The organism is Micromonospora sp. DSM 43699 (genome assembly GCF_055517075.1).
The window spans coordinates 1-22933 of the sequence record NZ_JBTMMT010000021.1; the positions used below are offsets into that span (position 1 = coordinate 1).

Genomic DNA, 22933 nt, shown 5'->3' on the forward strand with positions numbered 1-22933 from the left:
GGGTGGTGGTGGGTGGTGGTGTCAGGCGGGGGTGAGGTGGGGGGTGTCGGGGGCGACCGGCTCGACGGGTGGGGCGGCGGGCTCTGCCGGCACCTCGAGTTGTCGGGCGCGGCGGCGCTCGGCCACCACCTCGTTGATTCGTCGCTGCATCTGCCGGCGGATCCGCATCCGCTCGTTGTTGCTGATCACGCTTGCTCCTCCCCCGAAGGCGCGCGCCGAGCCATACCCGGTATGTGAATAGTAAGACGTACGGGCGACAGAATTAGTTGCCCATGATCGCGAACTTTTTCTTCGGCTCGCCGGCCGTCACCGCCCTGACGTGCGCCTCCACTACGGTGACTGGCATGAGTCAGAGCAACGGGCGGCAGCCGGGCCGCGATCCGGAGCGGCACCGGGGGGCGGTCACGCTGCGCCGCGGTGCGATCCCCACCAGCACCGCTGACCAGCGATTGTTGGACTCCCGGGGGCGCAGCGACTGGAAGACCAAGGACGCCTGGCGGGCACTTCGGATCCTCTCCGAGTTCGTCGAGGGCTTCGACACGCTGGCCGACCTGCCGCCCGCGGTGAGCGTCTTCGGCTCCGCCCGTAGCAAACCCGACAGCCCGGAGTGCCGGCTGGCCGAGGAGTTGGGTGCGGCCCTCGCCCGGGCCGGTTACGCGGTGATCACCGGTGGTGGTCCCGGGGTGATGGAGGCGGCCAACCGGGGTGCCAGCGACGCCGGTGGACTCTCCGTCGGGCTGGGCATCGAACTCCCCTTCGAGCAGGGGCTCAACGACTGGGTCGACCTGGCCATCGACTTCCGCTACTTCTTCGCCCGCAAGACCATGTTCGTCAAGTACGCCCAGGCGTTCGTCGTACTGCCGGGCGGCTTCGGCACCATGGACGAGCTGTTCGAGGCGCTCACCCTGGTGCAGACCGGCAAGGTGACCCGCTTCCCGGTGGTGCTGATGGGCACGGCGTACTGGCGTGGACTGCTCGACTGGTTGCGCGACAGCATGGCCGCCGAGGGCAAGATCGGCCCGGTGGACCTGGAGCTGATCTGCCTCACCGACGACGTCGACGCGGCGGTGCGGCACATCGTCGCGGCCGAGGCGGCGCTCGCCGCCGACCAGGAGGCGGTCCGCGAGGAGGCGGTCGCCCGGACCGCAGCCGACCAGCAGGCCGCCCGCCGCGCCGCCGACACCGCCGCGCCGTCCGGCGGCACCGCGTCCGGCGGCACCGCGTCCGGCGGCACCGCGTCCGGCGGCACCGCGTCCGGCGGCACAGGCTCCGGCGGTACGGGAGGCAGCGGTACGGGGAGCGGCGCAGGATCCGGCGGCACCGCGTCCGGTACCGGACGCGGCGTCGATGGTCGGGAGGGCTGAGACGGTGGCGGCGATCTGTGTCTTCTGCGCGTCCTCCCGTACGCTCGATCAGCGCTGGCTGGACCTGGCGGCCGAGACCGGGGCGGAGCTGGCCCGGCGCGGGCACACGCTGGTCAGCGGCGGCGGTTGCGTCGGGATGATGGGTGCCCTCGCCGACGGGGCGCGGGCGGCCGGCGGGCGCACGGTCGGGGTGATCCCGCAGGCGCTGATGGACCTGGAGGTCTCCGATCTCGCCTCGGACGAACTGCTGGTCACCGACACCATGGCCAGCCGGAAGACCATCATGATCGAGAAGTCGGACGCCTTCCTCACCCTGCCCGGCGGTCTGGGCACCCTGGACGAGCTGTTCGAGGTCTGGACCACCGCCACCCTGGCCATGCACGCCAAGCCGATGGTGCTGGTCGACACCGACGGCTTCTACCGCCCGCTGCTCGACTGGCTCGCCACCATCACCGACCAGACCTTCCTCAAGCCGGCCGGCCTGGAACTGCTCACGGTCACCCCGACCGTCTCCACCGCACTGGACGCCCTGGAGTCGCGGCTGCCCTGACCCGCACGCCCGGCCCTGACCCGCACGCCCGGCCCTGACCCGCACGCCCGGCCCCGGTCCGGCCCCTTGGGCGAGTGCTCACGCCTGGTACCCGGGAGCGAGCGACGGGCCTGGGCAGGGTGGTGAGGTGGGTGGTGTCGTACCGGCGTGGTGGGATGTGGGGGTGCAGGGGTACCGGCTGGTGCGCCGGCCTGTCGGACCCGGCCCGGATGACGGGCGGTCCGCCGCGGGCGTCCGGGGGGACGCTCGGCGCGGCGGGGTGATCGAGGAGCCGGGTCGGAGCGGGTCGGGCGTCGAGGGGGAGCCGCGGCCCGGAGGGTCGGCGGGCGATGCCGCACACCCCGACGGCCCACACCGACCGGGGGCGGACCCGCCCCGCCCAGGGTCCGGGCCGCACCGGCCGGAGGTCGCAGCGCAGTCGGGTGGTCGACGCGATCCGCTCCACGAGGAGGTCGCAGCGCAGCCGGGTGGTCGGCGCGATCCGCTCCAGGCAGAGGTGGTGGCGCACACCGCCGGGCCGATGCTGGTGCTCGGCGGGCCGGGCACCGGCAAGACCCGCACCCTGGTCGAGTCGGTCGCCGCCCGGGTCGCCGAGGGGGTCGACCCGGAGCGCCTGCTGGTGCTCACCTTCGGCCGTCGGCAGGCCACCGAGCTGCGGCAACGGATCGAGGCCCGGATCGCCGCCGACGGTCACCGGGTGCTGCGGGAACCGTTGGTACGCACCTTCCCCGCCTTCGCCTTCGGGCTGCTGCGCCGGGCCGCCGGCGAGCGGGGCGAGCCGTCCCCCCGGCTGCTCACCGGCCCCGAGCAGGATCTGATCATCCGCGAGCTGCTGGACGTCGTCGGCACCGAACCCGGCGACGACCCGGTCGGTTGGCCGGACGACCTGCTCCCCGCCCTGCGTACCCGGGCGTTCGCCGCCCAGCTGCGTGACCTGCTGATGCGGGCTGCCGAGCGGGGGGTCGGCCCGGCCGAGCTGGCCCGGCTGGGGGAGAAGCTGGGCCGCACCGACTGGCCGGCCGCCGCCCGGTTCCTCAGGGAGTACGTCGCCGTCCTCGCGCTGCGCGACGTCGGCAACCGGGGCTCCGTGGCGTACGACCCGGCCGAGCTGGTCCGCGCCGCCACCGGCCTGCTCCTCGACGATCCGGAGCTGTTGGAGGCCGAGCGTCGCCGGCTGGCCCACGTCTACGTCGACGAGTTGGCCGACACCGACCCGGCCCAGCAGGACCTGTTGGCAGTTCTGGCCGGCGGCGGCAGGTCCCTGGTGGCATTCGCCGACCCGGACTCCTCCACGTACGCCTTCCGGGGTGCCGACCCGGCCGTGGTCGCCGCGTTCCCCCACCGGTTCCGGACGGCCTCCGGGGCACCGGCGGCGCAGGTCACGTTCACCACCTCCTACCGGGCCGGGCCGGTGCTGCTCGGTGCCACCGGCCGGCTGGCCCGGCGGCTGCGCGGCCCGGCCGGGCACCGGCAGCTGCGACCGCTGCCCGACGCGCCGCCGGGCAGCGTCGAGGTGCGCACCTTCCGCTCGGCCACCAGCGAGGCCGCCTGGCTGGCCCACGCGCTGCGCGCCGCCCACCTGCTCGACGGGGTGCCCTGGTCGGCGATGGCGGTGCTGGTCCGCTCGACCCACCTGCACCTGCCCTCGTTGCGACGGGCGTTGCACGCCGCCGGGGTGCCGACCGTGGTGCACGGCGAGGACCTGCCACTGCACCTGCAACCGGCGGTGGCCCCACTGCTGCTCGTGCTGCGCTGCGCCCTCGACCCGGCCCGGCTCGACGAGGAGTCCGCGATCGCCCTGCTGCACTCGCCGCTGGGCGGGGCCGATCCGCTCGCCGAGCGGCGGTTGCGGCAGGGGCTGCGGGCGCTCGCGCTGGCCCGGGGCGACCGGCGGCCCTCCGGCGAGCTGATCGTCGAGGCGCTGGCCGACCCGGCGGAGCTGGCCGGCATCGAGCGGCGCTGGGTCGAACCGGCCCGTGCCGTGGCGGAGTTGCTGGCCACCGCCCGGACGGCTGCGGCGGTGCCCGGCGCGACCGCCGAGGACGTGCTCTGGGCGGTGTGGAGCGCCAGCGGGCTCGCCGAACGCTGGGCCGGGGTGATCATGCGGGGGCGGGCGGCCACCGGGGAACACGAGACCGCCCAGCGTTGGCGGGCCGAGGCCGCCGACCGGGACCTCGACGCGGTGCTGGTGCTCTTCGACGCGGCGGCCCGGTTCGTCGACCGGCTGCCCGGTGCCCGGACCGAGGTCTTCCTCGACCACGTCCTCGGCCAGGATCTGCCGGCCGACACCCTGGCGGCCAGCGCCGACCGGGGAGCCGCGGTCCGCCTGCTCACCGCGCACGCCGCCAAGGGGCTGGAGTGGGACCTGGTCGCGGTGGCCGGTGTGCAGGAGGGCGTCTGGCCCGACCTGCGGCTGCGCGGCAGCCTGCTCGGCTCGGAGCGGCTGGTCGACGTGCTGGTCGGCCGGGCGGACGGCGCCGGCGTCCGGGCCGGTCTGGTCGGGCAGACCTCCGCCCTGCTCGACGAGGAACGCCGGCTCTTCCACGTCGCGGTGACCCGGGCCAGGCGTCGGCTGCTGGTCACCGCCGTCGCCTCGGCGGCCGTCGGCGGCGACGACCACGAGGAGCAGCCCAGCCGCTTCCTGCACGAGCTGGGTGTGGCCGACCCGGCACCTTCCCGCCCGGACCCGTCGGCGGCCCGGGGTGACGTGGGCGAGAAGAGCGAGGCCGGCGAGGTGGGCGAGGCGGGCGACGACCTGCCCGGCGAGTTGCCGGTCGGGCGGCCACCCCGGGCGCTCACCCTCTCGGCGCTGGTGGCGGAGCTGCGTACCGCGATCGCCGATCCGGCGGCGTCGGTGGCCCGGCGGCGCGCGGCGGCGGCCGAGCTGGCCCGGCTGGCTGCCGCCGGCATCCCGGGCGCGCACCCGGACGACTGGTGGGGCCTGCGCACTCTCTCCGACGACCGGCCCCTGGTGGACGAGGGCGAGCCCGTCCGGGTCACCCCGTCGGGCATGGAGAGCGCGCTGCGGTGCAGCCTGCGCTGGCTGCTCGAACGGCACGGCGGCAGCGGCCCGGCCAGCGCCGCCCAGGGGGTCGGCAACCTGGTGCACGCCGCCGCGATGCTGGCCGAGGACGCCAGCGCCGACCGGACCGCCCTGCTGGAGTACGTGGCCGCCCGGTTCGACGCGATCGAGCTGGCCGCCCGCTGGATGGTCGGCCCGGAACGGGAACGCGCCGAGGCCATGGTGGACAAGCTGCTGCGCTGGCTGGCCGGCAACCCGCGTCGGCTGCTCGCCATCGAGCACGAGTTCGCGGTCCGCCTCGACGACCCGGCGCGGCCGGTCGAGCTGACCGGCCGGGTCGACCGGCTGGAGGTCGACGCCGACGGCCGGCTCGTGGTGATCGACCTCAAGACCGGCAAGTCGACGGCGGTCACCGAGCGGGAGGTGGCCGAGCATCCGCAGCTCGGGGCGTACCAGGCGGCGGTGGAGGCGGGTGGGTTCGCCGAGTTCGGCGACGAGGCCGGGGGAGCGGCGCTGGTGCAGCTCGGCACCGGCGCGAAGGACGCCCGGGAGCAGACCCAGGCCGCCGCCGGGCAAGGCCCCGAGGCCGGCTGGGCCACCGCCCTGGTCCGGCGCACCGCCGACACGATGGCCGCCGCCACCTTCGCCGCCGTCGCCAACTCGAAGTGCCGGGTCTGCCCGGTGCGGACCAGTTGCCCCGTCTCCGGGCAGGGCCGTCAGGTCGTCGAGCCACCGACCGCCGTGGACGAGGGGGAGCGGTGACCCAGCCGACCCTGTTCAGCGCCGCCACCCCCGCCCCGCGCGCCGCCGACGCCGGCCCCCGCTACACGCCTGTGGAGCTGGCCCGGCTGCTCCGGCTGCCCGCCCCGACGACCGAACAGGCCGCGATCATCGCGGCGCCGGTCGCGCCGCTGCTGGTGGTGGCGGGTGCCGGCTCGGGCAAGACCGAGACGATGGCCGCCCGGGTGGTCTGGCTGGTCGCCAACTCGTACGTCCGGCCGGAACAGATCCTCGGGCTGACCTTCACCCGCAAGGCGGCCGGCGAGCTGGCGCACCGGGTACGCACCCGGCTCGACCAGTTGGTCCGGCGGCTCGGCCGGCGGTCCCGCAACCCGCTGGACGATCCCCTCGCCGGTGAGCCCACCGTCTCCACCTACCACTCGTACGCGGGACGGATCGTGGCCGAGCACGGGCTGCGGGCCGGCTACGAACCGACCACCCGGCTGCTCACCGAGGCGTCCCGGTGGCAGCTCGTCGACCTGCTGGTGCGCAACTACGACGGCGACATGTCCGAGGTCGACCGGATGCCCAGCACCATCACCGACGCCGTGCTGGCCCTCGCCGGCGAGCTGGACGAGCACCTGGTCGACCCGGACGCGCTGGCCGCCTGGACGGGCCGGTTCTTCGCCGACGTGCAGGCCCACCCCGGGCGCGTCTACGCCGACGTCCGCAAGGCGCTCCAGCTCCAGCGGACCCGGTTGAAGCTGCTGCCGCTGGTGCGGGCGTACGCCAGGCGCAAGGACGACTTCGAAGCGATGGACTTCGCCGACCAGCTCGCCCGTGCCGCCCGGGTCGCCCGGGATCACCCGGCGGTCGGCGCGGTCGAGCGGGACCGCTACCGGGTGGTGCTGCTCGACGAGTACCAGGACACCAGCCACGCCCAGGTGGTGCTGCTCAACCACCTCTTCGGCGGCGGCCACCCGGTCACCGCGGTCGGCGACCCCTGCCAGTCGATCTACGGTTGGCGCGGGGCCAGCGCCGGCACGCTCGACCGGTTCCCCACCGACTTCGCCCGCGCCGACGGCACCCCCGCCGAGGCGATGAGCCTCACCACCAGCTGGCGCAACCGGCCGGAGATCCTCGGCGTGGCCAATGCGTTGTCGGTCCCGCTGCGGGCCGCCGGTGCCCGGGTGCCGGAGCTGCATGCCGCGCTGAGCGTCCGGGAACCGATCCCGCACCGCAGCCCGGGGGGCCGGGCCGCCGGCACCGTGCACTGCGCGCTGCTGCCCACGTACGTCGACGAGGCGGACTGGATCGCCGACAGTGTGCTCGCCGCCTGGCGGGGGGCTGCCCGGGTGCCCGGCGCGCTACCCGAGCACATCCCGGTGCCGCAGCGCCCCTCCACCGCCGTGCTGGTCCGGGTGCGCAGCCAGATCCCGGCGATCGAGGCGGCCCTGCGGGCCCGGGGCCTGCCGGTCGAGGTGGTCGGCCTGGGCGGGCTGCTGGACACCCCGGAGGTGCGGGACGTGGTCTGCACCCTGCGGGTGCTCGCCGACCCCACCGACGGCGCGGCGCTGCTGCGCCTGCTCACCGGGGCGCGCTGGCGGATCGGGCCGCGTGACCTGGTGGCCCTGCACCGGCGGGCACGGGCCATCGCGCGGGCCCGCCGGGAGCTGACCGGCGACGAGGGGCCGGAGATCACCGTGGACGTGCTGGACGAGGCGACCCTGGTGGAGGCGCTGGCCGACCTGGGGCCGGCGCAGGCGTACTCGGCGGAGGGTTACCTGCGGCTGCGGTCGTACGGGATGGAGCTGGCGCTGCTGCGTTACCGGCTGGACCAGACGCTGCCGGAGCTGATCGCGGACGTCGAACGCACCATCGGCCTGGACGTCGAGGTGGCGGTCCGGGCCGGCCGGGACGGCACCGGCGACGCCGGGTTGGCCCGGGGGCACCTGGACGCCCTCGGTGACGTGGCCGCCCGGTTCAGCGGCGAGACCCCGGCGGCGACGCTTGCCGGTTTCCTGGCCTACCTGGCCGCCGCCGAGGACGAGGAGCGTGGGCTCTCCCCGGGTGAGGTGGAGGTGGTGGAGGGCGCGGTGCAGGTGCTCACCGCACACGCCGCCAAGGGCCTGGAGTGGGACGTCGTCGCGGTCGCCGGGCTGACCCGGGGCGGCTGGCCCGGCCAGGTCCGCAACTCCGATCACTGGCTGGGCGGGCTCGGGGTGCTGCCCTTCCCGCTGCGCGGCGACGCCGACGGGCTGCCCGTGCTCGACCTCGCCGAGCTGGCCGACCAGCGTGGGGTGGCCCGGGCGATGGCCGACTTCACCGACGCCTGGCGGGCCCACGACGAGCGTGAGGAACGCCGGCTGGCCTACGTGGCGGTGACCCGGCCCCGGCGGCTGCTGCTCTGCTCCGGGTACTGGTGGGGCGAGGGGACCAAGCGGTTCCGGGGGCCGTCGGTGCTGCTCCGCGAGGTGTACGACGCGTGCCTGGCCGGCGGGGGCGGCCTGCTGGTCGACCAGTGGGCGCCCGAACCGGCCGGTGCCGCGGTCAATCCGACCACCGAACTGGTGTTGCGGGCCGACTGGCCGGCCGACCCGCTCGGCCCACGACGGCCGGCGCTGACCGAGGCGGCGGCGTTGGTCCGCCGCTACCTCGCCGACCCCGAGGCGGCCCACCGGGACTCCCGGCCCGACCCCGACTCGGCCCGCCTGGAGTCCCGGGCCGACCCCGAGACATCCCGCCGGGAGACCACGACCGGACCCGACGTGGTCGGGCGCGAACCCGGACCCGACGTGGCTGGGCGCGGGGCCGAGCCGGTGGTGGCGGATCCGGAGGTGGTGCGGTGGCGGCGGGAGGCGGATCTGCTCCTGGCCGAGCGGGCGGAGCTGTTGCGGCAGGCCGACGGGGTCGAGGTGGTGCTGCCCGGACACCTGTCGGTCACCCAGCTGGTGGCGTTGCGTCGGGACCCGGCGCAGCTGGCCCGTACGCTGCGCCGGCCGATGCCCGCCCCACCCAGCCCGTACGCCCGGCGGGGCACCGCCTTCCACGCCTGGCTGGAGGCCCGGTTCGGAGCCGACCGGCTGCTCGACGTGGACGAGTTGCCGGGGGCGGCCGACGCGGACGCCGCGCCCGACGGGGCGCTTGCCGAACTCCAGGAGCGCTTCCTGGCCAGCGAGTGGGCAGACCGGGTGCCGGTGGAGGTGGAGGTGCCGTTCGCCACGGTGCTTGCCGGCGTGGTGGTCCGGGGCCGGATGGACGCCGTCTTCTCCCGCCCCGGCGGCCGGTACGACGTGGTCGACTGGAAGACGGGTCGACAGCCGACCGGCGGGGAGGCCGCGGTGGCCGCGGTGCAGTTGGCCGTCTACCGGCTGGCCTGGGCGGAGCTGGCCGGGGTGCCGGTGGACCGGGTGGGGGCCGCCTTCCACTACGTCCGGGACGGGGTGACGGTGCGGCCGGCCGACCTGCTGGACGCCGACGGGCTGACCGCGATCATCGCCGGGTTGCCGGAAAATCCGCTGGGGGGTGGCGCGCCGGAAGATCCGTGGTAGGTTGTTCTTGTTGCAGTTTTGGTTTCCAGAGACTCTGTGTGCGCCTGGCGGATTGTGGCCCCAGGCGCTCTTTGTTGTGTCCGGAGCTCTCCGGGCGGGGCGACCAAAAACAACAGGCGATTCGCGCATCCCGCGCGGAGCGCTCCTCTTCGGGTCCGCAACAAGTGCGGGCTCGACGTTCCGTCAAGGAGACGAAACAGATGGCAATTGGCACCGTCAAGTGGTTCAACGCTGACAAGGGCTTCGGCTTCATCACCCCGGACGGCGGCGGCGCTGACGTCTTCGCCCACTTCTCGGCGATCCAGTCCTCCGGCTACCGGAGCCTGGACGAGAACCAGCGGGTCGAGTTCGAGGTGACCCAGGGCCAGAAGGGCCCGCAGGCGGAGAACATCCGTCCGCTCTGATCTTCGGATCGTCCGGTAACACCCACCAGGTCCTCCGGACCCGGTGACGGACCGGTCCGCCGCGCCGCCCCCCGCTCCGGCGGGACGCGGCGTGCTGCGGCGGACCGGCCCGTACCCAATCGGTTCGTGCTTGTGAGTCCCGACGGACCTGGTCCGTCGGAGACCGCGCCGACTTCCGGCGCCCTCCCTCGACACGTGCCGCGTCGAGGAAGGCTTTCCGCATGACCATGACCATTCCCACCTTCGCCGCGACCGGCCTCGCGCCGGCGCTGCTCGCCGAGCTGACCGCGCAGGGCATCACCGAGCCGTTCCCCATCCAGACGGCCACCCTGCCGGACTCGTTGGCCGGTCGGGACGTGCTGGGCCGGGGGCGTACCGGCTCGGGCAAGACCCTGGCCTTCGGGCTCCCGCTGCTGCACCGCACCGCCGGTCACCGGGCCCGCCCCGGTCGCCCGCTCGCCCTGGTGCTGGTCCCCACCCGTGAGCTGGCCGCCCAGGTCACCACGGCACTCACCCCGTACGCCCGGGCGCTCGGGCTGCGCTGCGCCACCGTGGTCGGTGGGCTGTCCCTCCAGCGGCAGGCGGACGCGCTGCGCGCCGGTGCCGAGGTGCTTGTGGCCACCCCCGGTCGGCTGCACGACCTGATCAACCGGGGTGACGCCCGGCTGGACCAGGTCGCCATCACCGTGCTCGACGAGGCCGACCAGATGGCCGACATGGGCTTCCTGCCCCAGGTGACCAAGCTGCTGGAGCAGGTCGCCCCGAACGGCCAGCGGATGCTCTTCTCGGCCACCCTGGACGGCGGGGTGGACCGGCTGGTCCGCCGCTTCCTCAGCAACCCGGTGTCGCACTCGGTGGACCCGGGCACCGCCACGGTGACCGCGATGACCCACCACGTCCTGCACGTCGACGCGGCCGACAAGCCCGCCGCGCTCACCCAGATCGCCGCCCGCGAGGGCCGCACCATCCTGTTCATGGCGACCAAGCACCGCGCCGACCGGATGGCCCGTCAACTGCTCGCCAAGGGCGTACGCGCGGCGGCGCTGCACGGTGGGAAGTCCCAGCCGCAGCGCACCCGGATCCTGGAGCAGTTCCGCACCGGCCAGGTCACCGCACTGGTCGCCACCGACGTGGCGGCCCGGGGCATCCACGTCGACGGGCTGGACATGGTGGTCAACGTGGACCCGCCGACCGAGGCGAAGGACTACCTGCACCGTGGCGGTCGGACCGCCCGGGCCGGCGAGGCCGGCCAGGTGGTCACCCTGGTCCTGCCGGAGCAGCGCCGGGACGTTTCCCGGCTGATGAGCGTGGCCGGCATCAAACCGCAGTCGACCCAGGTACGCCTCGGCGACGGCGGGCTGGCCCGGGTGACCGGAGCGCGTGAGCCGTCCGGCGTGCCGGTGACCATCGTGGCCCCGGCCCCCGCCCCGGCTGCCCGGCCGCGTATCGCCCCCGGTGGCGGCAACGGTGCCGGTGGTGAAGGTGGTCGGTCGCACCGGGCGTCGGGCCGTTCCCGTCGGCCGCGTCGCCCCCGTACCGCCTGACCGGCGAAACCGTCCCGCCTGACGGGTGAGCTGTTCCGCCTGGGGCCGGGAGGCCGCGCGCGGCCAGCGTGCTCGCCGTGACTGCTCGGACGAGATCGACTCAGTGGGGCGATGTCGGTGTGTCGTCGTGCCGAAGATGCCGCCACGTCGGCCCAGCTGAGTCGATCTTGTTTTGGCGGGTGACGATCGGGCTGCCGTCCCACCCCATGGACGGTGCGGGATCGGATGCGGACCCTCGGTGATCGCGGTGGCCGATGCGTCGACTTGCCGGCTCTATTGCGTCCGATCGGTGACTGTTCCACCGGGCCCGGCTGGTCGAAGCTTGCTGCCGGGGAAGAAGCGGCCGGCACGGTCGGTCACGGGGGAGGGTTGACCATGGCGGGCGACGCCGATTCGGGGGCGGGGCGCGAGCTGCTTGTGGTGTTCGCCGTGGCGGGTGCCGGGCTCCTGCTCGCCATGATCGCGGCATTCGCGCCCTGGCACCCGAGGCCGGGACGGGCCGCCCCGGCCGGGCTGGTCGAGTTGCACAGCCCCGACGAGGGACGCCCGTCGACGGTCGAACTGACCGCCGGCTGAGCCGACCCCGACCGGGGTCGACGGGACGGAAGTCCGGGTGCCCGCAGGTCAGTGGGCCGGCATCTGCTCCCGGTGGACCAGCAGGTCGGTCAGCGTGGTGTGGTCGACCACCACGGCTATCGCGCCGTCCACCGCCAGCCACACGTCGCGTAGGCCGGTGGCCACCCCGTGATAGCCGGCATCACCGGCGGGCAGCCCGCGTACGGTGGTCAGTGATCCACCGACGGCACGCAGCACGTCCCCGACGCTGATCTGCGAGGCGGGGCGGGTCAGCGCGTAGCCACCCTCGGCGCCCCGGTGGCTGTGCAGCAGGCCGGCCCGGCGCAGGTCGAGCAGGATGCCCTGGAGGAAACTCAGCGGGATGCCCTGCGCCTGCGCCAGACTCGCCGCCTTGACCAGCTCCCCACCGCCCCCACCCTCGGATCGGCCGCCCCCGCCATGGGGTCGGGTGCCGGTGTCGGGGCGGTCGACCTCGCCGGTCCTGCTGTCGGGTGGGCCGTGCCCGCCGTCGCCGGAGGCGGCGACGGCGAGCATGGCCCGGAGCGCGTAGTCGCTGCGTGCGGAGATGTACACGTCACTGACCAGCCTGGTCCAGCACGCCCCAGCGGCGGCGGATCGCCCGGTCGGCCGCCCCGAAGGCCGCGTCGACCACCAATCCGACGACCAGGATGACGATCATCGTGGCGAGCAGCCATGGTGCGTCGGACAGCTCCCGTGAGTAGGTGAGCTGGGCGCCAAGCGACGTCTGCGAGATGCCGACCACCAGCAGCTCCCCGGCCATCAGGCTGCGCCAGGAGAAGGCCCAGCCCTGCTTGAGCCCGGCGACGATGGCGGGCAGCGCGGCCGGCGCGATGACGTACCGGTAGAGGTTCAGTCCACGTGCGCCGAGATTGCGACCGGCCCGGACCAGCAGCGGCGGTACGTAGTCGACGCCACTGATCACCCCGTTGGCGATGGACGGCGCGGCGCCGAGCACCACCACGAAGAAGATCGCCTTCTCGCTCAGCTCGAACAGCAGGATGGCCAGCGGGAACCAGGCGATCGACGGCATCGTCTGCAACGCGGTGATCATCGAGCCGATCGCCGCCCGGAGCACCTTGGACCGGGCCACCGCCAGACCGACCAGCAGGCCGACCGCGACGGAGAAGAGGTAGCCGAGCGCGGCCCGTTGCAGCGTGGTGGCGAGCCCGTCCCAGAGTTGCCGGCCGCTGGCCTGCCGGACCAGCTCCTCGGCGACGGTGACCGGGCCGGGCAGCGAGTACGGCGGCTTCCAGCCACTCCAGACCACCACCTGCCACAGCCCGATGGCGATGGCGAGCGCGGCGAGCTTGGGCCAGGTGGACGCCCAGAGCCGGGCCCCCCGGGAGACCTCCTTCTCCCGGCCGGCGATCTCCAGCGCGTCCAGCCCGGAGATCTCCGCGTCGGCGCGGGCCGCATCGGTCAGGGTGTCACTTGCCATGGCGGCCCACCTCCGTGCGCAGTCGGTCGGTGACCTCGGAGGCGATCGCGGCCACCTCGGGGGAGTCGATGCGCCGGGGGCGGGGCACGTCCACCTCGGTGGACCAGATGATCCGGCCGGGGCGGCTGCTGAGCAGGATGATCCGGTCGGCGAGCCGGGCCGCCTCGCGGACGTTGTGCGTCACGAACAGCACGGTGAGCTGCCGTTCCGTCCAGATCCGTTCCAGCTCGTCGTGCAGGATGTCCCGGGTCATCGCGTCGAGCGCGCCGAACGGCTCGTCCATCAGCAGCACCGGGGTGTCCAGGGCGAGGGTGCGGGCCAGGGCGACCCGCTGCCGCATGCCGCCGGACAGCTCGTGCGGGCGTTTGCGGCCGAAGTCGGACAGGTGGACGGTGCGCAGCAGCTCCGCCACCCGTTCCCGGCGGGCCGTCCGGGGCAGCCCGCGTAGCTTCAGCGGCACCTCCACGTTGGCCTCGACGGTCAGCCACGGGAAGAGCGCCGGCTCCTGGAACATCAGGCCGGGGTGGGCGTCGTCGGCCACCGTGATGGTGCCGCCCTGCGCGCGGTCCAGCCCGGCGACGAGGTTGAGCAGTGTGCTCTTGCCGCAGCCGGACGCACCGACGAGGCAGACGAACTCGCCGGGCCGGACGTCCAGGCTCACCCCGTCCAGGGCGAGGACGGCGTTCGTCCCGCGCCCGTACACCTTGGTCACACCGGAGAGCGCGACCGCGGCGGTCGCGCTCTGCGGCGTCGTCGTGGTCGACGTCACGGCTGGGTGACCTCGGTCTGGCCCTGCGTCTTGAGCACCTCGTTGAGGTACTTCAGGTCGTACAGGCCGTTCAGGTCGACCGGCTGGGTCAGCTCCACCGCGACGGCGTGGTCGAGGCCCGTCTTGAGCGAGGAGGCGATCGGGTCGTTGGTGAACAGCAGGGTGGGCCACGCCTGCTTGATCAGCTTGAGGTCCAACGGCTTGCCGGTGATCTTGCCGATGTGGTCGGAGATGGCCTGCTGGGCCTCGTCCGGCTTGGTGTTGACGAAGTCGTTCGCCGCGACCTGCCCTTCGACCAGCTTCTTCACCGCGTCGGGGTGGGCCTTGAGGAACTTGGTGGAGACGATCAGGTTGGTGATGACGAACTTCTTGTCCGGCCAGAGGTCCCGCTCGTCGACGAGGACCTTGCCACCGGCGTTGACCAGCCGGGAGACGAACGGCTCGGGCACCCATGCGCCGTCGATCGCGCCGCTGGAGAAGGTCTCCACCGTCTGGGCGTTCTCCTGCGGGACGATCTTGACGTCGCCGCCGCCCTCCTTGGTGGTCTTGAGGCCCTTCTCCTTGAGCCAGTAGCGGATGGCGACGTCCTGGGTGTTGCCGAGCTGCGGGGTGGCGATCTTCTTGCCGCGCAGCTGCTCGACCGAGGTGATCTCCGGCTTGACCACCAGGGCGACCCCGCCGGAGGCGGCGCCGGAGATGACCCGGACGGCCTCGCCCTTGGACTTGGAGTAGGCGTTGACCGTCGGGTTCGGGCCGATGTACGTGGCGTCGAGCGCGCCGGAGAAGATCGCCTCGATCGCGGCCGGGCCGGCGTTGAACGTCTTGGTCTCCAGCTTGACGTCGCTGCCGAGCTTCTCGGCGAAGATGCCCTTCTCGACACCGACCACGGCCGGGGCGTGCGTGATGTTGGGGAAGTAGCCCAGCCGCAGGGCGACCGGGCCGGAGTCGCCGCCGCCGGCAGCGCTGTCGTCGTCACCGCACGCCGCGGTGGTCCCCATCGTGGCCGCGCCGATGACGGCGAGGGTGGCGAGGGAGACCAACCGACGGAAGGGGAGCCGTCTCATCGTCTATCCAATCCGCAGTATTCCTATTTAGTTGGTAGGAAGAGTGGGTCAGGGGTGCTCCGGCGTCAAGAGCCGTCCACATCTCGGGACGACGAGTTCTCAGATATTCCCCGTTCTCCTACCTTCTTGCTAGGTTTAGCCGCCCCGCCGACGGACGCCGGCCGGGACGCGGCGAGAGGGTGGCGGACATGGCCTTCCACTGGTTCCTCCCCACCTCCGGCGACGGCGACCAGGTCGGTGCGGCCACCGTCACCGCCGGTGCGGCCCGGCACGACCGGGCGGCCACCGTCGGATATCTGACCGAGGTGGCCCGCGCCGCCGAGGCGGGCGGGTTCCGCGCCCTGCTCACCCCGGTCGGCTCCGGTTGCCCCGACCCGTGGATCGTCTGCGCGGCGGTCGCCCAGCACACCGGGCGGATCGGCCTAATGGTCGCCGTCCGGGCCGGCTTCGCCCTGCCCACCCTGGTCGCCCAGCAGGCCGAGGCGTTCCAGGCGGTCTCCGGCGGGCGGCTCGCGCTGAACGTCGTCACCGGCGGCGACCCCACCGAGCAGCGGGCGTACGGCGACTTCCTCGACCACGACGCCCGCTACGCCCGTACCGGTGAATTCATCGAGGTGCTCCGCCGGTCCTGGCGCGGCCGGCCGTTCGACTTCACCGGCGCGCACTACCGGGTCGACGGCGGCGGGCTGGCCGCTCCGCTGGCCGACCCGCCGTCGGTCTACCTCGGCGGCGCGTCCCCGGCCGCCGAGGCGGTCGCCGCCCGGCAGGCCGACGCGTACCTGATGTGGGGTGAACCACCCGCGGCCATCGCCGCCCGGGTGGGCCGGATCCGGGCCCGCGCCGCCGAGCAGGGCCGCACCCTGCGCACCGGCCTGCGGCTGCACGTCATCGCCCGACCCACCGCCGACGAGGCGTGGGCCGAGGCGGGCCGGCTGCTGGCCGGGATGAGCCCGGACCGGATCGCCGCCGCCCAGGCCCGGTTCGGCCGGATGGACTCCGTCGGCCAGGCCCGGATGACCGCGCTGCACGACGGCCGCGCCGACGGCCTCACCGTCGCGCCGAACCTCTGGGCCGGCATCGGCCTGGTCCGCGAGGGCGCGGGCACCGCGCTGGTCGGCAGCTACGCCGAGGTCGCCGCCCGGATCGACGAGTACGCCAGCAGCGGCGTCGACGAGTTCGTCCTCTCCGGCTGGCCGCACCGGGAGGAGGCGGAACGGGTCGGCGCCGAGGTGCTGCCCCGGGTCACCGCGTTGCCCGTCGCGGTGGCGCACTGAGACGCAGGCCGAGGACGGCCGTGTCACCGGTGGCGACACGCTAGGGTCGATCACGTGCCGACCCGGAGAGCGAGAATTCCAGCGACGAAATACCCGGTCGAGCGGTTCACCCTCGACAACGGCCTACGGGTGGTCCTCACCCCGGACCGCAGCGCCCCGGTGATCGGCGTGGCGGTCGTCTACGACGTCGGCATCCGCTCCGAGCCGCAGGGGCGTACCGGCTTCGCCCACCTCTTCGAGCACCTGATGTTCCAGGGCTCGGAGAACCTGGAGAAGCTGGCCCACTTCCGGCACGTGCAGGGCGCCGGTGGGACCTTCAACGGCTCCACCCATCTGGACTACACCGACTACTACGAGACGCTTCCCGCAAACGCCCTGGAACGGGCGCTGTTCCTGGAGGCCGACCGGATGCGCGGCCCCCGGTTGACCGAGGAGAACCTGCGCAACCAGGTCGACGTGGTCAAGGAGGAGATCCGGGTCAACGTGCTCAACCGGCCGTACGGCGGGTTCCCCTGGCTGACCCTGCCGCCTGTCATGTTCGACACCTTCCCCAACGCGCACGACGGTTACGGCTCCTTCGACGACCTGGAGTCCGCCACCGTCGCCGACGCCGCCGACTTCTTCCGCCGCTACTACGCCAGCGGCAACGCCGTGCTCGCCATCAGCGGGGACGTCGACGTCACGGAGGCGACCGCCCTGGTCGAACGGCACTTCGGTGACGTGCCGGCCCGGCCCGCCCCGCAGCGGCCCGACTTCACCGAGCCCGACCTGACCGTCGAGCGGCGCACCTCGTACACCGACCAGTTGGCGCCGTTGCCGGCGGTGGCCTCGGCGTGGCGGGTGCCCGACCCGGTCGGCGACTTCGCCGGCTACCTCCCCTACGTGGTCCTCGCCGAGGTGCTCACCGACGGGGAGGCGTCCCGGCTGGTCGAGCGGCTGGTCCAGCGGGACCGCAGTGTCACCGGCCTCGGCGGCTACCTCGGCTTCATGGGCGACCCGTTCGACGTCCGCGACCCCACGGCACTGCTGCTCCAGGCGCACCTGCCGCCCGGCGGCGACGTGGACAAGGTGCTGCGCACCGTCGACGAGGAGCTGGACCGGCTGGCCACCGACGGGCTGACCGACGGCGAGCTGGCCCGCACCCAGGCGCGGATGGCCACCCACCTGCTGCGGGACACCGACGCGGTGCTCGGCCGGGCGTTGCGGATGGCGGTGCTGGAGCAGCAGCGCGGTGAGCCGGGTCTGCTCAACGAACTGCCCCGGCTGGTCGGCGAGGTCACCGAGGAACAGGTCCGGGCCGCCGCCGCCACCCTGCGACCGCAACGCCGCGCCTCCATCGAGGTCATCCCCGGAGGTGCCAACAAATGAGTACGAACATCCGGGCGTTGCCGGCGCTCGGTCCGACCCGGCGGCTCAAGCTGCCCCGGCAGGCCGAGCGGCGGCTCGGCAACGGGCTCACCGTGATCGCGGTACGCCGGCCCGCCGTCCCCCTGGTCGAGTTGCGGCTGTGGATGCCGTTCGGCCGGACCCACCTGGCCCGGCGCGCGATGCTCGCCGAGACGATGCTCACCGGCACCGGCACCCTCACCGCCACCCAGATCGCCGCTGAGCTGCAGAAGGTCGGTGGCGGGCTCTCCGCCGGGGCCGACCCGGACCGGTTGATGGTCTCCGGCGCGGGCCTGGTCACCGGGCTGGACCGGATGCTGGAGATCCTGGCCGACGTGCTGACCGGGGCCAGCTACCCGGCCGACTGGGTGCAGACCGAGCGGGACCGGCTGGTGGACGGGATCCAGGTGGCTCAGAGTCAGCCCGCCCATCTGGCCCGTACCGCGCTGCTCCGGCGGATCTACGGCCGGCACCCGTACGCGGTGCAGACCCCGGAGCCGGAGCAGGTCCGCGCGGTCCGCCCGGCGGCGCTGCGCCGGTTGCACGCCGAGCGGGTGCACCCGGCCGAGGCGGTGCTGGTGCTGGTCGGCGACGTGCAGCCGGAACGCGCGCTGGACGCCGCGGAGAAGGCGCTGGCCGGCTGGACCGGGGACAGTCGGGGCGTCGACCTGCCGCCCGCGCCACCGCTGGAACCCGGGCAGCTGCTGCTGGTGGACCGGCCGGGCTCGGTGCAGTCGTCGCTGCGGATCGCGCTGCCGGCGGTGCCCCGCACCCACCCGGACCACGCCGCACTGCAACTGGCCAACCTGATCTTCGGCGGCTACTTCTCGTCCCGCTGGACGGAGAACATCCGGGAGGACAAGGGTTACACCTACGGCCCGCACTCGTCGGTCGAGCACTCCGTCGCCGGATCGGTGCTGGTCGCCGGTGCCGACGTGGCGACCGAGGTGACCGGCCCGGCCCTGCTGGAGACGACGTACGAGCTGGGTCGGCTGGCCTCGGTGCCGCCCGGTGCGGACGAGTTGGAGCAGGCCCGCCAGTACGCCCTGGGCACCCTCCAGCTCGGCATCTCCACCCAGGCCGGGTTGGCCGCGTTGACAAGCGCGTACGCCGGCAACGGGCTGCGGTTGGACTTCCTCGCCGAGCACGCCGCCCGGCTGGCGAAGGCCACCGTCGACGACGTCGCCGAGGCGGGGGCCCGGTATCTCGCCCCGGCGCGGGCGGTCGTGGTGGTGCTCGGTGACGCCGAGCGGGTCGCCGGTCCGCTGGCCGCCCTCACCCCGATCCGTACGGAGTCGGCGTGAGCGGTGAGACCGCGCCGCCGCTGGCCCGTTCCACGCTGGACCGGGCGGCGCACCGGCGTACCGATCCGCAGTGGTTGGCGCAGGCGTGGCAGCGGGCCCGGGTGCTGGTGCTGGATTCGGCCCGGGACGGGCGGGCGCTGATCCGCACGGAGGTGAATCCGCCGGTGCTGGTGCTGCGGGACGCCGTCGAGGTCGGCCCGCTGGGGGAGGCGTTCCCGCTCTTCCTGGGGGTGGAGCCCGACGGGGTGCCGGTCTTCGCGGTGGACGCCCCGCTGCCCGAGCTGCCGGGCACCCGGGAGGCCAACCTGCGGGAGATCGGCCACCTGCTCGACGATCGGGACGCCGGGATCTTCACCACGGCGCTCGCCCTGGTCAACTGGCACCTGGGGCACGGCTGGTCACCCCGCACCGGGCACCGGACCGAGGTCGACGAGGGTGGCTGGTCGCGGGTGGACGGGGACGGCCGGCGGGCCTGGCCGCGTACCGACCCGGCGATGATCGTCCTGGTGCACGATGGGGTGGACGGCCCGGACGGTCGTTGCCTGCTCGGCAACAACGCCACCTGGCCGCGTACCCCGGGGCAGCGGCGTTTCTCCTGTCTCGCCGGTTACGTCGAGCCGGGGGAGTCGGCCGAGGCGGCCGTGCTGCGCGAGGTCCGCGAGGAGGTAGGCGTCGGGGTCGAGCGGATCACGTACGCGGGCAGCCAGGCCTGGCCGTTCCCCGGTTCGTTGATGCTGGGCTACCTGGCCGAGGCGGACCCGGGGGAGCCGGTGCGGGTCGACCCGACCGAGATCGCGTACGCCCGCTGGTTCACCCGGCGCGAGATCGGCGCGGTGCTGGCCGGCCGGGCGGTGGACGCCGGGGACGGCGACCGGGTGATCCTGCCGCCGCCGTCGTCGATCGCCCTCTTCCTGATCCACCGCTGGCTCGACGGCCACTGCTGACCCCACCCGACCGCGACGGCCGGAGGGAGTGCGCTGCGGCCTCGTGACCCGGGCGACGTGGAGCCGCCGGCAGCCTCGCCGACGGCCCCACCCGGTCACCGGATCAGTCCAGTGCGAACTGCCCGTTCTTCGTACCCTCGATGAACCCGAGCCACCCGGCCCGCGGGAACAGCAGTATCGGGCCGCTCGGGTCCTTGCTGTCCCGCAGCGCCACCTGGGCCGTCGCGGTGCGCAGCTGGGCGACCTCCACGCAGTTGGACGTCTGGCTGCGGGTGCTCTTGTGCCAGCGCGCGTCGGCGGGCACGGTCTCCTGGATCTCGTTCATGGTTCTGCTCCTGGTTGCTGGAACTGCCTCGACGGAACGAGCGGCGGTCGCCCGGCCCCGACGGGCCGGTGTGGATCACCGATCCGTCAGGCGCCCGGGTCGGCGGCGGCGTTGGACCGGCGCTGCCGTCGGACCAGGGGCCGCCGTGGACGAGGCCGCCGTGTCGGTCAGCCGTCCCGACGCCGCGAAGAGCCAGGTGAGGGTGTCCGATGCGGAGAGCGCCGCCGAGCAAAGCCACTCAAATGCCACTTTATAGTGATTTACCGTGGATGCCTCGGTCGACATGACGTCGATGAAGCCTCCTTCGATCGCCAGCGTCTCCGGATCCTGCGGATCGGCGAACCGGTAGAGCGAAAAGGCAGTCGGCGGCAGGTAGAACTCGCCGATCCGGGTGTCCCGCAGCAACAGGTGCAGCGTCACGTTCGGCAACATGGCCAGCTCACAGAGGTGGGCGAGCTGTTCCCGCAGCACCTCCGACGGGCAGGCCCGCCGCCCCAGGGCCGCCTCCTCCAGCACGGCCGTGTAGCCGGGACCGTCCGGCCGGTCCAGCAGGGACTGCCGACCCAACCGTGCCTTGACCTCGGTCTCCGGGTCGTCCCGGACGGACGGGTCGGCCGCTCCCGCGGCAGCGGCGTTGGCCGAGACGATCCGCAGCCGGGCGTACCCCTCGGTCTGCAACAGGCCCGGCACCAGCACCGGGTTGTACTCGCGGATCTGGGCGCAGCCCGCCTCCAACTCCGCCCACCCCAGCTGTTGCCGGGTCATCACCGGGTACGACCTGCGCCAGGCGCGCATGTCGCCGGCCTCCTCGGTGATGACGAGCAGCTCCTCCCGCAGCTCGGTGTCGGCCTCGTAGAGGTCGAGCAGGGCGCGGACGTCCTCCGGGTCGGGCCGGCTGCGGCCGTTCTCCAGTCGGGAGAGCTTCGAGGCCGACGCCCAGCCGATCCGCTCGATCACCTGGTCCCCGGTGAGTCCCGCCGCCTCGCGCAGGCGACGCAGGTCACTGCCGAGCCTGCGCCTGCGCAGGATCGGACTCGGTACGGCAGGAGGCACGGTGTCCTCGATTCCGTCGACCGTCGCGGGACGCGACGGTAACTGTATGAAATTCGCCCCCCACGGTCAGTATGGACGGCGCGACCGGCGTCGGAGGTCCCGGCGAGGGCGTGTCTTGCGACAAAAAGAGGACTCTGGAACCTGCCCGCCGGCCCCGGGGACGCCCCCGCCCCCACCCGACGGCGGTTCCCCGTACGCGTCCGCCCGGGCGCCATCCCCCGGAGGGAACCCCCATGCGCGCCGTCCTGCGCCGCCCCGACTTCCGTCTGCTCTTCGTCGCGCTGCTGGCCAGCATGGCGGCAGAGTCGATGCTGCCGCTCGCCCTCGCCATCTGGGTCAAGGACCTGACCGGCTCCGACGGGCTGGCCGGTGCGACCATCTTCGCGATCATCGCGCCGATGGCCCTGGCCCCGCTGGTCGGCTGGGTCGTCGACCGTTACCGCCGCCAGCCGTTCTTCGTGGCCGCCAACCTCGGCACGGCGGTGCTGCTCACCCCGCTCTTCGCGGTCCGCGACCGGGCCGACGTCTGGATCGTCTATTTGGTGGCCGCCTGCTACGGACTGTCCTACCTGACGCTGCACGCGACCCTGAGCGGGCTGCTCCGCCAGCTCGTGCCGGGCGCGTTGCTGGCCGACGCGAACGGGGCGCTGCAGACCGTCCGGCAGGGCCTTCGCCTCGGCGGTCCGCTGGCCGGGGCGGCCCTGTACGCGGCGGTCGGCGGTTGGCTGCTCACCAGCCTGGCGATGACCGGGTTCGTGGTCGCCGCCGCCGTGGTGGGGCTGCTCCGGGTGACCGAGCACCCGCCCGCCACCGCCACCCTGCGCTGGCCGGCGGAGCTGGGCGCCGGGCTGCGTCACCTGACCCGTGAGGCGGCCCTGCGCCGGGCCCTGCTCGGGTACGGGCTGGGCTCGCTCGTGATGGGCTTCACCGAGTCGCTGATCTTCGCGTACGTCGACCAGGGGCTGCGCCGTGACGCCGCCTTCGTCGGGGTGCTGATCACCGTGCAGGGGGTCGGTGGGCTGGTGGGTGGCCTGATCTCGCCGACGGTCGTCCGCAGGGTGGGTGAGCTGGGGTCACTCGCCACCGGGGTGGCCCTCTTCGGCCCGGCCGCGCTGGCCCTGGCCTGGCCGGACCTGCGGCTCGGCGTGCTGGCGCTGCTGCTCGCCGGACTCTCCCTGCCGTTGACCGTGGTCGGGCTGACCACGCTGATCCAACGGCGCACCCCGCCCGGGTTGCTCGGCCGGGTCACCGCCGCCTCCGAGGCGCTGGTCAGCGGACCGCAGGCGGTCTCCATCGGGGCCGGGGCGCTGCTCGTCGGCGTGTTCGACTACCGGCTGCTCTTCGCCCTCGTCGGGGTGGTCACCACGCTCGCCGGTCTCTGGCTCTGGCAGGGCCGCCGCCTCACCCCGCCGAACCCGCCCACCCCGCCGAACCCGCCCACCCCGCCCACCCCGATCCCGACCGCGCCACCGGCCCCGCCCGGTCCCACGCCCGTCGCCCACATCCCGGTTCCCCGCCGTCCGCTGCCCGACCCCACCGCCCACCGGATGCCCGGTCGGTGAACCCGGAGCCGACGCGGAGCGGCCGGCCCGGTGGGGCCGGCCGCTCCGTGGTGGCGGGGTAC

Annotated in this window: 18 protein-coding genes and 1 pseudogene; 12 read left to right on the forward strand and 7 right to left on the reverse strand. The window is 73.9% G+C overall.

Annotated features, from left to right (window positions below; all coding sequences use genetic code 11):
- Nucleotides 1-21 precede the first annotated feature (21 nt).
- Nucleotides 22-189 carry a hypothetical protein gene (locus tag AC0AIB_RS13450; RefSeq protein WP_328343160.1) on the reverse strand — a complete coding sequence of 56 codons (168 nt, stop codon included), beginning with the start codon at nucleotides 187-189 and terminating at the stop codon, nucleotides 22-24.
- 155 nt (nucleotides 190-344) lie between these two features.
- On the opposite strand from AC0AIB_RS13450, the pseudogene AC0AIB_RS13455 reads away from it, so the two are divergent.
- From AC0AIB_RS13455 to AC0AIB_RS13485, 7 genes and pseudogenes are all read left to right on the forward strand, one after another.
- Nucleotides 345-1166: pseudogene (locus AC0AIB_RS13455) on the forward strand (LOG family protein); the annotation flags it as partial.
- 202 nt (nucleotides 1167-1368) lie between these two features.
- Nucleotides 1369-1914, forward strand: coding sequence for an LOG family protein (locus tag AC0AIB_RS13460; RefSeq protein ID WP_465096766.1), 546 nt, complete (start codon nucleotides 1369-1371; stop codon nucleotides 1912-1914).
- A 520-nt stretch (nucleotides 1915-2434) separates the two neighbouring features.
- On the forward strand, nucleotides 2435-5698 hold the full coding sequence (locus AC0AIB_RS13465; RefSeq protein WP_465096788.1) for an ATP-dependent helicase: 3264 nt from the start codon (nucleotides 2435-2437) through the stop codon (nucleotides 5696-5698).
- Nucleotides 5695-9207: an ATP-dependent helicase gene (locus AC0AIB_RS13470; protein ID WP_465096767.1), complete on the forward strand. Its 3513-nt coding sequence runs from the start codon at nucleotides 5695-5697 to the stop codon at nucleotides 9205-9207. The genes AC0AIB_RS13465 and AC0AIB_RS13470 overlap by 4 nt, the downstream gene beginning before the upstream one ends.
- Nucleotides 9208-9407: 200 nt before the next feature.
- On the forward strand, nucleotides 9408-9611 hold the full coding sequence (gene cspE / locus AC0AIB_RS13475; protein WP_007464836.1) for a transcription antiterminator/RNA stability regulator CspE: 204 nt from the start codon (nucleotides 9408-9410) through the stop codon (nucleotides 9609-9611).
- Between the two features lie 221 nt (nucleotides 9612-9832).
- On the forward strand, nucleotides 9833-11155 hold the full coding sequence (locus tag AC0AIB_RS13480; protein WP_465096768.1) for a DEAD/DEAH box helicase: 1323 nt from the start codon (nucleotides 9833-9835) through the stop codon (nucleotides 11153-11155).
- A 375-nt stretch (nucleotides 11156-11530) separates the two neighbouring features.
- Nucleotides 11531-11731 (forward strand): hypothetical protein, encoded by a 201-nt coding sequence (locus AC0AIB_RS13485; protein ID WP_328343168.1) that lies wholly within the window; start codon nucleotides 11531-11533, stop codon nucleotides 11729-11731.
- 48 nt (nucleotides 11732-11779) lie between these two features.
- Here the strand turns inward: AC0AIB_RS13485 and AC0AIB_RS13490 are convergent, their stop codons facing one another.
- From AC0AIB_RS13490 to AC0AIB_RS13505, 4 genes are read right to left on the reverse strand one after another with little or no spacing between them, the layout of a single operon-like run.
- Nucleotides 11780-12304: an RrF2 family transcriptional regulator gene (locus AC0AIB_RS13490; protein ID WP_328343170.1), complete on the reverse strand. Its 525-nt coding sequence runs from the start codon at nucleotides 12302-12304 to the stop codon at nucleotides 11780-11782.
- 1 nt (nucleotide 12305) lies between these two features.
- Complete coding sequence (locus AC0AIB_RS13495) at nucleotides 12306-13190, reverse strand: ABC transporter permease (protein WP_328343172.1); 885 nt, start codon at nucleotides 13188-13190, stop codon at nucleotides 12306-12308.
- Complete coding sequence (locus AC0AIB_RS13500) at nucleotides 13180-13959, reverse strand: ABC transporter ATP-binding protein (protein ID WP_328343174.1); 780 nt, start codon at nucleotides 13957-13959, stop codon at nucleotides 13180-13182. The genes AC0AIB_RS13495 and AC0AIB_RS13500 overlap by 11 nt, the downstream gene beginning before the upstream one ends.
- On the reverse strand, nucleotides 13956-15023 hold the full coding sequence (locus AC0AIB_RS13505) for an ABC transporter substrate-binding protein (protein WP_328343176.1): 1068 nt from the start codon (nucleotides 15021-15023) through the stop codon (nucleotides 13956-13958). The genes AC0AIB_RS13500 and AC0AIB_RS13505 overlap by 4 nt, the downstream gene beginning before the upstream one ends.
- Before the next feature lie 188 nt (nucleotides 15024-15211).
- On the opposite strand from AC0AIB_RS13505, the gene AC0AIB_RS13510 reads away from it, so the two are divergent.
- From AC0AIB_RS13510 to nudC, 4 genes are read left to right on the forward strand one after another with little or no spacing between them, the layout of a single operon-like run.
- Complete coding sequence (locus tag AC0AIB_RS13510) at nucleotides 15212-16297, forward strand: LLM class flavin-dependent oxidoreductase (RefSeq protein ID WP_465096769.1); 1086 nt, start codon at nucleotides 15212-15214, stop codon at nucleotides 16295-16297.
- 54 nt (nucleotides 16298-16351) lie between these two features.
- Nucleotides 16352-17665 (forward strand): M16 family metallopeptidase, encoded by a 1314-nt coding sequence (locus AC0AIB_RS13515; protein WP_465096770.1) that lies wholly within the window; start codon nucleotides 16352-16354, stop codon nucleotides 17663-17665.
- Nucleotides 17662-18987, forward strand: a complete 1326-nt coding sequence (locus AC0AIB_RS13520) for a M16 family metallopeptidase (protein ID WP_465096771.1) — start codon at nucleotides 17662-17664, stop codon at nucleotides 18985-18987. The genes AC0AIB_RS13515 and AC0AIB_RS13520 overlap by 4 nt, the downstream gene beginning before the upstream one ends.
- Nucleotides 18984-19931, forward strand: coding sequence for an NAD(+) diphosphatase (nudC, locus tag AC0AIB_RS13525; RefSeq protein ID WP_328343184.1), 948 nt, complete (start codon nucleotides 18984-18986; stop codon nucleotides 19929-19931). Before AC0AIB_RS13520 ends, nudC begins: the two co-directional genes overlap by 4 nt.
- A gap of 103 nt (nucleotides 19932-20034) precedes the next feature.
- On the opposite strand, the gene AC0AIB_RS13530 is transcribed toward nudC, so the two are convergent.
- Nucleotides 20035-20256: a DUF397 domain-containing protein gene (locus AC0AIB_RS13530; protein WP_328343186.1), complete on the reverse strand. Its 222-nt coding sequence runs from the start codon at nucleotides 20254-20256 to the stop codon at nucleotides 20035-20037.
- Nucleotides 20257-20331: 75 nt separating this feature from the next.
- Nucleotides 20332-21309 carry a helix-turn-helix domain-containing protein gene (locus AC0AIB_RS13535; protein WP_328343188.1) on the reverse strand — a complete coding sequence of 326 codons (978 nt, stop codon included), beginning with the start codon at nucleotides 21307-21309 and terminating at the stop codon, nucleotides 20332-20334.
- Nucleotides 21310-21542: 233 nt separating this feature from the next.
- Here AC0AIB_RS13535 and AC0AIB_RS13540 point away from each other — a divergent pair, with 233 nt between their 5' ends.
- Nucleotides 21543-22871, forward strand: coding sequence for an MFS transporter (locus AC0AIB_RS13540; RefSeq protein ID WP_465096772.1), 1329 nt, complete (start codon nucleotides 21543-21545; stop codon nucleotides 22869-22871).
- Nucleotides 22872-22933 lie beyond the last annotated feature (62 nt).